This is a genomic window from Micromonospora sp. NPDC005220 (assembly GCF_040607895.1).
Taxonomy (GTDB): Bacteria; Actinomycetota; Actinomycetes; order Mycobacteriales; family Micromonosporaceae; genus Micromonospora.
In genome coordinates this window covers 62,164-73,552 of record NZ_JBEXHP010000006.1, presented here as the reverse complement: position 1 = coordinate 73,552, position 11,389 = coordinate 62,164, and the positions used below count along the sequence as shown (strand labels likewise).

Below are 11,389 nucleotides of genomic sequence, written 5' to 3'. Positions count from 1 at the left end.
GTTCAGAATGACCCGGAACACCCCTTTAGCCCCGGGTTTTCCCCAAACCCGGAGGAAACTCGCGCCACGCTCAGGGCAGCAGCACGCCGGCCAGCGGGTGGACCGTCTCCTCGATCTCGTCGGCGACCCGGCTGAAGCACTGGTCACCACGACCCCACGGGTCGTCCAGATCATCGGTGGGCAGCGCCGAGGCGCCCAGCCGCGCGTCGTGAGCCGCCGCCACCAGGGCCACACCCCGGGCGTACACAGCCTCCGGGGTGGCCTCGCCCGACGGCAGTGCGGCGGCGTCCACCGCGGCCAGCAGCCGGCCGAACTCGCCCAGCACGAACGTGCGGGCCGCCGCGTCCGGACGGAGCGCCACCACGTACTCCTGCTGGTCGGCGGTGGCGGTCAGGATCAGGTCGGCGGCGTCGATGTGGTCCGAGCGCAGCTTGCGCGCGGCGAACCCCGCCACGTCCCCACCACGGCCGGTGACCTGCCGCGCCGCCGGCGGGTTCATCTCCTCGCCCGCGTGCCAGCCACCCGTGCCGGCGCTGTGGCTGTGCACCAGCCCCTCAGCCTGAGCCGGGTCCTGCGCACGCCGGGTCAGCCGCTCCCGCACCGCCAGGGCGAGCAGCCGCTCCGCCATCGGCGAGCGGCAGATGTTGCCCATGCAGACGTGCAGAACCGTGAACGGGGGCACTCAGACCGCCCGAATGTCGACGAGATCCGGAACCACGTCGCGCAGCTTCTCCAGTGGGATCGCCCCGGCCCGCAACAGCTGCGGCACCTCACCGGTCAGATCCACGATCGTGCTGGGCACCGGGTCCGGGCAGGGCCCGGCCTCCAGATAGGCCCGCACCGAGTAGCTGAGCTGGTCACGTGCCTCGTCGGCGGTGACCGCGGCCGGTTGGCCGGTCTTGTTGGCCGACGACACCGCCATCGGGCCGGTCTCGCGCAGCACCTCCAACGCCACCGGGTGCAGCGGCATCCGCACCGCCACCGTGCCGGTCTTGTCGCCCAGGTCCCACTGGAGGCTCGGCGAGTGCTCGACCACGATGGTCAGCGCACCCGGCCAGAACGCCTCCACCAGGTCCCGCGCGGCGGTGGGCAGCGAGAAGACCAACCCGTCCAGGGTGTGCCGCGAGCCGATCAGCACCGGCGGCGGCATCTGCCGACCCCGGCCCTTGGCATCCAGCAGCGCCTTCACCGCGTACGGGGTGAACGCGTCCGCGCCGATCCCATACACGGTGTCCGTCGGAAGAACAACCAGCTCGCCGTTCTTGACCGCCTCGATGGCCGCAGCGATGCCGCGGTCCCGATCGGCGGGCGACCGGCAGTCGTAGAGCATCACGAGGAGTCAGTCTGCCACGCCGCCCCGATCGGGGCGTGCTGGCCGTCCGCCCGTCGGGACGCGGTCGCGTAGCGGGGACGCCCGGTGAGGTCCAGATGTTCCGCGACAGCGGTGAAGCGGCCGTCCTCGGCGAGCAGTGCCGGCACCGCCGCGCCGTGGGTGTCATCATGCTCGACGCCGACCACGCCCCCCGGGCGCAGCAGCACCGCCGCCCGGGCGATGACCGGCCGGATCACCACCAGACCGTCCGGGCCGCCGAAGACCGCCTCCGCCGGGTCGTGCCCGGCCACCTCCGGCGGGACCGGCACGTCGTCCGGCACGTACGGCGGGTTGCAGAGCAGCACGTCCACCCGGCCCACCAGTTCGGCCAGCAGGTCCGGCGCTGTCACGTCGGCCTCGACCACCTCGATCGGCCGGTCCCCCGCCGCGGCCCGCTCCGCCGCGTTGCGCCGCAGCCAGGCCAGCGCCGCCGGGGACCGCTCCACCGCGATCACCCGCGCCGCCGGCAGCTCCTGAGCCACCGCCAGCGCGATCGCGCCCGAGCCGCTGCACAGGTCCACCACCACCGGGTCGGGCCGGCCCTGGGCCTGCTCGACGCCCCAGCCGGCCAACAGCTCGGTCTCCGGCCGGGGCACGAAGACCCCCGGGCCGACCGACAGCTCCAGGTGCCGGAACCCGGCTCGACCGGTCAGGTACTGCAACGGCTCACGCGCGGCGCGGCGGCGCGTCAGCTCGTCGAGCCGGACCAGCTCGTCGGCACCGAGGTCGTCGGCGAGCGCCAGCCGACCCCGGGGAACACCCAGCACGTACGCCGCCAACAGCTCCGCCTCCACCCGGGCGGAGCCGACCCCGGCGGCAGCGAGCGCGCGGGCCGTTCGGGCCACCGCGGCGGACGGCCGGATGGGGCCTGTCCCTTCGGAGGGGTGTTGCGGCAAAGTACTCACGACATAATCATGAAGCGTCGCGGGCGACGCGACGACCAGGTGCGCCCCGAGGCGCACGACAGGAGGTTGGCGGGTGGGCTGGCTCGACCGGGTCGATGACCAGGTTGACGCCCTCACGCACGCCCGAGCGTTGCAGGAGGCCAGCCGCTCCGCGGAGTCGTACGTGCTGCTGGAGCGTGTGATCCGCACCACCACCGACCCGGCGGCGCGGGCGGACGCCATGGTGCAGCGCCTCTCCGCGCTGATCAATCTCGGTCGGACCGCTGAGCTCACCCGGGCCATCGAAGAGGCGTCGGCGGCGGTCCGCGACCTCGCTGAGCCCTATCTGCACGGCCACCTCAACGCCCTCGCCGCGCTCGCCGCGCACCACCAGGGCGCACTGGACCGCTGCGTCATGCACCTCGTCCGAGCCGCCCGGGCGCTGGGCGCCGTCGCCGACCCGGACCGGGACACCGCCTGGGGCTGGCACGACCTGGCCATGGCCTACAGCTACCTCAGCTTCCACGGGTACGCGCTGGGTGCCATCGAGCGGGCCCGGCAGCTCGGGCTGACCGCCGGAATCCCGGAGGAGACGTTCGCCGCACCGGGCATCCGGCTGCGCAACGCCGTGGCCCTGGACCACAACGGCGACAGCGACGGTTGCCTGCGGGTGCTCCGGGACGTGGCCGCCGACCTGGCCCGCTTCGTGCGCAGCGGGCGGGCCGGCCAGCTGCGCCCGAGCAGCCTCGCCGCGTACGGCTACGCGGCCGCCCGACAGGCCGCCCTCGGCGACCAGGTGGCGACCGAAGGCGCCCAGCCGGCCCGGTTGATCAGCCACGGTGGGGACAGCGCCCGCGCCCGCGACCTGCGTCAGCTCGGGCAGGTGTGCCTCGCCGTCGCCGACGGACGGCCGATCGAGGCGGTCGCCCGACTGGACACCGTCCGGGTCTCCAACGAGACGCTCGGGGCGGCCGAGCCCGCCCGGCTGCGCAGCATCGCGTTGACCCGCGCCGGGGACCACCTGGCGGCGCACCGGGCCGACCGGCTGGCGTTCCGGCTCGCCGCGCAGCGCAACGACCGACTGCGCGACGTGTACATCGACGGCATCGCCGCCCGCATCGACCACGAGGAGATGCGCCGCGAGGCGGCGCGCTTCGAGGGCGAGGCGTTGACCGACCCGCTCACCGGGCTGCCCAACCGCCGCCGGTTGGAGCGGTACATCACCGCCGTGGTCACCCGCGGCGAACGGGTGGTGATCGGGGTCTGCGACCTGGACGGCTTCAAGGCGGTCAACACCCGGCACGGGCACCACTCGGGCGACCTGGTGCTGCAACGCATCGCCGGGGTGATCAACCGGGTGATGCGCCGGGGCGACTTCGTGGCCCGCTACGGCGGCGACGAGTTCGTGGTGGTGCTGCCGGACACCGGCATGGCCGAGGCCGCCGAGGTGGCCCGCCGGATCGAGGCCGCGGTCCGCCTGGAGGACTGGGAATCGTTGGTGCCGGGCACCCCGGTCGGGGTCAGCATCGGCTTCGCCGAGGTCTCCGGCGGCAGCGGGCTGCGCGACGCGCTCAGCGTCGCGTTCGAGCAGGCCGACCGCGAGATGCTCCGCGCCAAGACCCGCCCCCGCGCGAGCTGACCGCCCCCCGCCCCCCGGCCGGGCGGGGTCGATCAAGGAGTTGTGGTGCCTCACAAAAAGCCCACAACACCACAATCACCCACCATAACTGCATGATCGACCGGGCGTGCCGTCGTCAGGCCGCGGTCAGCGGCGGGACAGTCCGGTCGCGGTCAGCGGCGGGACAGTTCGGTGTCGCCGGCCAGGCGGGCGGCGCGGTCGGCCTCGGTGAGGGCGTCCAGCACCCCGTCCAGGTCGCCGCCGAGCGCCAGGTCCAGGTTGTACGCGGTGTAGCCGATCCGGTGGTCGGTGATCCGGTTCTGCGGGAAGTTGTAGGTGCGGATCCGCTCCGAGCGGTCCACGGTGCGCACCTGGGCCTTGCGCGCGTCCGAGGCGGCGGCGTCGGCCTGCTCCTGGGCGGCGGCGAGCAGCCGGGCCCGCAGGATCCGCATCGCCTGCTCCCGGTTCTGCAACTGGGACTTCTCGTTCTGGCAGGAGACCACGATGCCGGTCGGCAGGTGGGTGATCCGCACCGCCGAGTCGGTGGTGTTCACCGACTGGCCACCCGGGCCGGACGAGCGGAACACGTCGATGCGCAGTTCGTTCTGGTCGATCGTGACGTCGACGTCCTCGGCCTCCGGCAGCACCAGCACCCCGGCGGCGCTGGTGTGGATCCGGCCCTGCGACTCGGTCACCGGGACACGCTGCACCCGGTGTACGCCGCCCTCCCACTTGAGCCGCGACCAGACGCCGTTGCCGCCCTCCGGCACACCCTTGGTCTTGATCGCCAGGGAGACGTCCTTGACCCCGCCGAGGTCGGAATCCTGCGCGTCGATCACCTCGGTCACCCAGCCGTGCCGCTCGGCGTACCGGGTGTACATCCGCAGCAGGTCACCGGCGAACAGCGCCGACTCCTCGCCACCCTCACCGGCCTTGATCTCGACGATCACGTCCTTGGCGTCGTGCGGATCGCGCGGGATGAGCAGCTCGGCGAGGCGCTCCTCCAGCACCGGCAGGGAGCCGGCGATGGCGTCCGCCTCACCGGCGAAGGACGGGTCCTCGGCAGCCAGCTCGCGAGCCGCGGCCAGATCGGCGCGGGCCTGCTCCAACTCGCCGGCGGCCTTGTGCAGCGGCACCAGCTCCGCGTACCGGCGGCCGACCCTGCGCGCGGTGGCCTGGTCGGCGTGGATGGCCGGATCGGCCAACCGCTTCTCCAGCTCCGCGTACTCGTCGAGAAGGCCGGCCAGACGCTCGCTGCTCATGCTGCGGATGCTCCTTCGACGGTGCGCGACGACCGGGCCGGGCCGGGAGGCCAGCGGCCGGGACGGAAACGGGGGAAAACGCGGACGGCGCCCGCGTCCGGTGGAAACCGGACGCGGGCGCCGAACGAGGAGTTACTTGGCCTTCTTGGCCTGAACCTTGGCGTACTTCTGCTGGAACTTCGCGACCCGGCCGGCGGTGTCGAGAACGCGCTGCTTACCGGTGTAGAACGGGTGGCAGGCGCTGCAGGTCTCGGCGTGGATCGCCCCGCCCTTGGCGGTGCTGCGGGTCGTGAACGTGTTGCCACAGGAGCAGCTGACCTCGGTGGTCACGTACTCCGGGTGGATGTTTGCCTTCATGTCGCCTCGGTCCTCTCGTTGGTGGTCGCCGGGTCGCCGTCATCACTCGTCGCGCCGTACGCGACGGGCTCGGGCGTGAACCGGAACCGGTGGCCGATTGACCAGTGTGCCATGGGCCTGAGCCGACCCGGTAATCGGGCCGCACACCTCGTCCGGCATCGTCAACACGTGCCTACCCGTCCGCATTCCCGCCGCCCGGCGGGGCATTCGCGCATCCGGCGAACCGACGCCGCGTGCCCCGCCGGGGGTACGCCAGCCGAGCCCGAGGGGCCCCGATGACCCGCCTGATCGCCACCCGGGGACTGCCCGCCTCGGGCAAGACCACGTTCGCCCGCACGCTCCAGCCGTCCGTCGCCCGGGTCAACCGGGACGACCTGCGCCGGATGCTGCATGGCGAGCGTCTCTTCACCCAGTGGGCCGAGGCGCAGGTGACCGCCGTACAGCAGGCTCAGGTAGAGGCGCTGCTGCGGGCCCGCGCGGACGTCTGCGTGGACGACACGAACCTGCGCGCGCGGACCCTGCGGGGCTGGGCCGATCTGGCCGCCCGGCACGGCGCGGATTTCGAGGTGCACGACTTCACCGACGTACCGCTGGACGAGTGCCTGCGCCGCGACGCCGCCCGCCCGGCCGCCGACCAGGTCGGCGCGGACGCGATCCGCCGGCTGCACGAGCGGTACCTGGAGGGACGGACCCTGCCGTTGCCGGTGCCCGAGGCACGCACCGGACGCCCCGCCGTTCTGCACCCGCCGTCGACCGAGCCACCGGAGATCGTGCTGGTGGACATCGACGGCACCGTCGCTCTGGCCGTCTCGCGCAGCCCGTACGACATGACCCGGGTGGGCGAGGACCAGCCGAACACGGCGGTGATCGCGGCGGTCCGGGCGATGCACGCCGCCGGGTACGGGGTGGTCTTCTGCTCGGGGCGGGACGCCTACGCCCGCGCGGCCACCGAGGCGTGGCTGGCCCGGCACGTCCGAGTGCCCTACCTGGGCCTGCACCTGCGGGCCGTCGGCGACTCCCGAAAGGACTCGATCGTCAAGCGGGAGATCTACGACCGGGAGATCCGGGACCGTTACCGGGTGGCCGGCGTCTTCGACGACCGCGTCCAAGTGGTCAGGATGTGGCGAGCCCTCGGCCTCACCGTCTTCCAAGTGGCCGACGGCGACTTCTGACGGCCCGAGAGCCCTCGACATGACGAAGGGGCACGGCCACAGTGGCCGTGCCCCTTCGTCGTCGGTCAGCGGAGGAGGGTCACTCCCCCGGCGTCGACTTCGCGATCTGCATCAGGAACTCGATGTTCGTGCGGGACTGCTTGAGCCGGTCCAGCAGGAGATCCATCGCGGCCTGCGAGTCCAGCGAGTGCAGCACCTTCCGGAGCTTGTGGATGATGGCCAGCTCCTCAGGTGCGAGCAGGACCTCTTCCTTACGCGTACCCGACGGGTTGATGTCGATGGCCGGGAAGGTCCGCTTGTCGGCGATCTTCCGGTCCAGCTTCAACTCGGCGTTGCCGGTGCCCTTGAACTCCTCGAAGATGACCGTGTCCGCCATGGACCCGGTCTCCACCAGCGCCGTGGCGATGATGGTCAGCGACCCGCCGTTCTCGATGTTGCGGGCCGCGCCGAGGAAGCGCTTCGGCGGGTAGAGCGCGGTGGAGTCGATACCACCCGACATGATCCGGCCGCTGGCCGGCGCCGCCAGGTTGTACGACCGACCGAGCCGGGTCACCGAGTCGAGCAGCACGACGACGTCGTGGCCAAGCTCGACGAGGCGCTTGGCCCGCTCGATGGCCAGCTCCGCCACAGTGGTGTGGTCCTGCGGCGGACGGTCGAACGTGGCCGCGATGACCTCGCCCTTGATCGACCGCTGCATGTCGGTGACCTCTTCGGGCCGCTCGTCCACCAGCACCACCATCAGGTGGCACTCCGGGTTGTTGCGGGTGATCGCGTTCGCGATCGCCTGCAGCACCATCGTCTTACCCGCCTTGGGCGGAGACTGGATGAGTGCCCGCTGGCCCTTGCCGATCGGCATGACCAGGTCGATGACCCGGGTGGTCAGGATGTGCGGCTCGGTCTCCAGCCGCAGGCGCTCCTGCGGGTAGAGCGGAGTGAGCTTGTAGAACTCCGGACGACGCCGCGCCTCCTCCGGCTCCATCCCGTTGATCGTGTCCAGCCGCATCAGCGGGTTGTACTTGTCGCGCCGCTGGTCACCGCTGTTGCCGCCCTCGCGGGCCGCCCGCACCGCACCGGTGATCGCGTCACCGCGGCGCAGGCCGTACTTCTTGATCTGAGACATCGAGACGTACACGTCGTTCGGGCCGGCCAGGTAACCGGTGGTCCGCACGAAGGCGTAGTTGTCGAGCACGTCGATGATTCCGGCCACCGGGACGAGCACGTCGTCCTCGTTGACCTGCGGCTCACGCCCGCCGGTGTCGGCACCGGTCTCGGTGCGCTCGCCGCGCCCACGGCGACGGTCCCGGAAACGGCTGCGCCGGCCGCGCCGGCCGCCACCCTCGCCGTCCTCGTCGTCGCTGTCCCGCTCGGCGCGCTGACCACGGTCGTTGCGGTCGTTGCGGTCGGGCCGGTCGTTGCGCTCGGCACGCTCGCCCCGATCGGAACGCTCGCCCCGATCGGAACGCTCGCCCCGGTCGGCACGCTCGCCGCGATCGGCACGCTCGCCCCGGTCGGCACGCTCGCCCCGATCGGAACGCTCACCCCGATCGGAACGCTCACCCCGATCGGAACGGTCACCGCGATCGGCACGCTCGGTCCGGTCGGTGCGCTCGGCCCGCTCCGGACGCTCGGCCCGGTCGCGGCGGTTCTCGCCACGGTCGGCCCGCTCGCCGGCTTCCGCCTCGTCGGTGCGCGTCTCGGTCGCACGCGCCTCAGCGGGGCGTGCCTCGGTGGCACGGGCCTCCGCCGTCGCGGTCCGGCTCCGCCGGGTGCGGCTACGGCCCTCGGTCTCGGCAGCCGGCTCGGCTGGCGCCTGCTCGGCACCGCGCCCTTCGGCTGCCGGCCGGTCGGCGGTCTCCCGCACCTCGGCGCGCACCCCCTCACGGGTCGGGGCGGCCGCGGCCGCGACCTCGGCCCGCGGTCGAGGGGTCCCGGCGGCGTTGCCGCCCTGCCGCTCGGAAATCGCGGCGATCAGCTCGCCCTTGCGCATGCGAGCCGTGCCGGAGATGCCGAGCGACGCAGCCAGGCTCTGCAGCTCTGGCAGCAGCATCGCCGACAGACCGGTGCCGCTACGCCGACGACGGGCGGGAGCGGCGGCGGTGGCATCGCCAGCGACGTTGGAAACATCCGACGTCACGTCGGTGGTGTCGCTCAATGGATTCCTTCCCTCGATAAGGCCGGGACTGCCCGGAGTCGGAACTCAGGTGGCCGGGCGGCCTCGGTGCACCCGCCTCGCAAGGACGCGTCGCGGGAGTCTGTGACACAGCAGCCGGTCGGTATCCCGACTCACCAACGTCGGTGAGCAGGTCTCGCCGTCTGCGGCGACCTGTGGAAACTGCGGTGCGGCGTGGGCCTTGGCAGGGGTAGACGGGCTGACCGCCGAGAGCTTCGGGGGTGCGCCGCCCCGCAGGAGATCGCGTGCTTCGCGGCTGTGCTAGGTCTAGAGCGTAATCAACTCTTCCGACCTGCGGCAACAGGGTCCCGCTCGGCGTGTCCAAGTCTACCCCGTGCGGCCCGCGCGCCGCTGACGTCTATCGGTAACTGCCAGATCTCCCAGTCTGTTCCCACTCCGAAGCCCGCTGGAGGCTCGCTGAGCGCCAGGACAGTCGGCCCCGCCCCACTGACCACAGCCGCCACACCCGCCGCACGCAACGCGCTGACCAGGGAAAATGTGCCTGGCATCCCGGCTGCGCGGTAATCCTGATGGAGCCGGTCGACGGTGGCCGGCAGCAGCAGGGTCGGGTCCGTGGTGAGCGCGTGCACCAGCAGAGCCGCCCGCCCCGCGGTGAACGCGGCGTCGCCATGCGGCACGGTGGCCGGCAGAGCCGCCCGCGCGGTCGCGGTCAGTCCGCGTTCCGCCGGGACGAAAACTGTGGGCCGCACCGCGTCGGCGACCGGCAGGGACACCGCCCGGGCACCGCCCGGCTCGGACCAGGCCACTGTGAAACCGCCGAGCAGGCACGGCGCCACGTTGTCGGGGTGGCCCTCGATCTCGGCGGCCAGCCGGAGCGCGCCAGCGTCGTCGAGGCGGTGCTCCCCGTCGACGACGAGGGCACGGGCCAGCAGCACCCCGGCGACGATCGCGGCGGACGAGGAGCCCAGCCCCCGCGCCTGGGGGATCCGGTTGACGCACTCCACGCTCAGCCCGTCGGGGTGGGCCCCGAGCACGTCGAACGCGGCGCGCATGGCCCGCACCACCAGGTGTCGGTCGTCGTCGGGCAGCTCGCCGGCACCCTGCCCGGTCACTGTCACCCGGGCACCGCTCGGCGCGACCTCCGCGGCCACGTCGTCGTAGAGCCCGAGGGCGAGACCCAGCGCGTCGAAGCCCGGGCCCAGGTTGGCGCTGGTCGCGGGAGTCCGGACCCGGACCGGCCCGGCGGTGAAGTTCGTCGGCACGCGCTCATGCTAGGGCTCGGCCCCGACGAACCGGCGGCGCGCCCGCTGCCTGGGACCGCCGAACTCAGCCGGCCCGGTCCGGGACCGGCTCGGCGGCCTGCTCAGCGGCCGAATCGGTGAGCGAGAGCCGACGGGTGGCGATCCGCCAGCCGACCGCGTACACGACGGTGATCAGACCGCAGCCGGCGAGCACCACCCGTTCGTCGACCGAGTCCACCACCAGGGCCACCGCCAGTTGGCTCACCGAGATCGCCAGCGTCGCCAGCATCATGTCGGTGGCGAAGACGCGGCCGCGCAGCCGGTCCGGGACCTCGCCCTGAAGCGCGAAGTTCGACATCACCCAGTTGCTGCCACCGGCGAAGTGCGCCACGAAGACCAGCAGCAGCACCAGCGGGAACCATCGCACCACCGAGGTGCCCAGGTAAGACAGGCCGTAGAGCGACATGGACAGCGCGAGCCCGGGCAGCAGCCAGGCCCGGTTGGTGAGCACCCGGCGCATCAGGATCGGCCCCACCAACGCTCCCGCGCCGCGTACCGCGAAGAGCAGGCCGGCACCGAGCGAGCCGACACCGTAGACCCCGGCCAGCAGTGGGAACACGGTCAGCACGCCGTTGCCCAGGCCCACCGCCGACTTCACCGTGACCAGCGCGAGCACCCGGGGGCGGTGACCGATGTAGCCGAGCGCCTCGCGGACCGCCGACCAGGTCCGCTGGGCCGGTTGGTCGGCGTCCCGGGGGGCCTGCAACGGCCGGCGGATCCGGGTGGCGAGGCCCGCGGCCACCGCCAGGCCGCCCGCCGCCACCCAGAAGCAGGCGTACGGGCCGGCAGCGGTGCTGAGCACGCCGCCGAGCGAGGCACCGACCACGGTCATGGTGCCCCAGGCCGAGCCGGCGACGGCGTTGCCGGCGGCCAGTTCGTGCGGCTCCAGCACGTTGGGCAGCGCGGCCTGGGCGGCCGGCGAGTAGAACGCCTTGGCGACCGCCACCACGCCGATCGCGACCAGTGCCAGCCACGCCGTCCCGGCGTTCCGCACGCCCAGCAGCAACAGCACGCCAGCCAGCGCGGCCACGTTCGCGGCGATCATGATCTTCCGGCGGTCGAACCGGTCGGCGATCGTGCCGGTGTACGGCAGCAGCAACGCCACGATGCCGGTGTCCACCGCCAACACCAGCGCGCCCCAGACTCCGCTGCCGGTCAACTGCGGCAGCAGCACCAGCAGCGGCACCATGACGAACCAGTCGGCGCCGAAGACCACCAACTCGGCGAGGAACAGGTTGCGGAAGCTCCGATTGCCGGTCAGAACAGAGAGGGTGGACGCCACGGAGCGCGAC

The 11,389-nt window shown here is 72.7% G+C and carries 10 protein-coding genes; 2 read left to right on the top strand and 8 right to left on the bottom strand.

What is annotated here, in order from left to right; genetic code table 11:
- Positions 1-70 precede the first annotated feature (70 nt).
- Genes ABZU52_RS04495 through prmC form a run of 3 tightly spaced genes read right to left on the bottom strand, consistent with a single transcriptional unit; the run spans position 71 to position 2,277 of the window.
- Positions 71-682, bottom strand: coding sequence for a phosphotyrosine protein phosphatase (locus ABZU52_RS04495; protein WP_354969686.1), 612 nt, complete (start codon positions 680-682; stop codon positions 71-73).
- The gene (locus ABZU52_RS04490) at positions 683-1,330 is read right to left on the bottom strand and encodes an L-threonylcarbamoyladenylate synthase (RefSeq protein WP_354969741.1); all 648 of its coding nucleotides are present in this window, start codon (positions 1,328-1,330) and stop codon (positions 683-685) included.
- Positions 1,330-2,277 (bottom strand): peptide chain release factor N(5)-glutamine methyltransferase, encoded by a 948-nt coding sequence (gene prmC / locus ABZU52_RS04485; protein WP_354969685.1) that lies wholly within the window; start codon positions 2,275-2,277, stop codon positions 1,330-1,332. The genes ABZU52_RS04490 and prmC overlap by 1 nt, the downstream gene beginning before the upstream one ends.
- 73 nt (positions 2,278-2,350) lie before the next feature.
- Between prmC and ABZU52_RS04480 the strand changes: the two genes are divergently transcribed.
- Entirely contained in the window at positions 2,351-3,895 is a 1,545-nt protein-coding gene (locus tag ABZU52_RS04480; RefSeq protein ID WP_354969684.1) for a GGDEF domain-containing protein, read from the top strand.
- A gap of 152 nt (positions 3,896-4,047) precedes the next feature.
- On the opposite strand, the gene prfA is transcribed toward ABZU52_RS04480, so the two are convergent.
- Both prfA and rpmE read right to left on the bottom strand, forming a co-directional pair.
- Entirely contained in the window at positions 4,048-5,136 is a 1,089-nt protein-coding gene (prfA, locus tag ABZU52_RS04475) for a peptide chain release factor 1 (RefSeq protein ID WP_354969683.1), read from the bottom strand.
- A gap of 132 nt (positions 5,137-5,268) precedes the next feature.
- The gene (rpmE, locus tag ABZU52_RS04470) at positions 5,269-5,493 is read right to left on the bottom strand and encodes a 50S ribosomal protein L31 (RefSeq protein ID WP_030333150.1); all 225 of its coding nucleotides are present in this window, start codon (positions 5,491-5,493) and stop codon (positions 5,269-5,271) included.
- A 275-nt stretch (positions 5,494-5,768) separates the two neighbouring features.
- Here rpmE and ABZU52_RS04465 point away from each other — a divergent pair, with 275 nt between their 5' ends.
- The gene (locus ABZU52_RS04465; protein ID WP_354969682.1) at positions 5,769-6,665 is read left to right on the top strand and encodes an AAA family ATPase; all 897 of its coding nucleotides are present in this window, start codon (positions 5,769-5,771) and stop codon (positions 6,663-6,665) included.
- A 79-nt stretch (positions 6,666-6,744) separates the two neighbouring features.
- Here the strand turns inward: ABZU52_RS04465 and rho are convergent, their stop codons facing one another.
- The 3 genes from rho to ABZU52_RS04450 form a co-directional block, all read right to left on the bottom strand.
- Complete coding sequence (gene rho / locus ABZU52_RS04460; RefSeq protein WP_354969681.1) at positions 6,745-8,817, bottom strand: transcription termination factor Rho; 2,073 nt, start codon at positions 8,815-8,817, stop codon at positions 6,745-6,747.
- Positions 8,818-9,113: 296 nt separating this feature from the next.
- The gene (thrB, locus tag ABZU52_RS04455) at positions 9,114-10,058 is read right to left on the bottom strand and encodes a homoserine kinase (RefSeq protein WP_354969680.1); all 945 of its coding nucleotides are present in this window, start codon (positions 10,056-10,058) and stop codon (positions 9,114-9,116) included.
- Between the two features lie 64 nt (positions 10,059-10,122).
- A complete protein-coding gene (locus ABZU52_RS04450; RefSeq protein WP_354969679.1) occupies positions 10,123-11,379 on the bottom strand; it encodes an MFS transporter in 1,257 nt (418 codons plus the stop codon).
- Between the last annotated feature and the right edge of the window lie 10 nt (positions 11,380-11,389).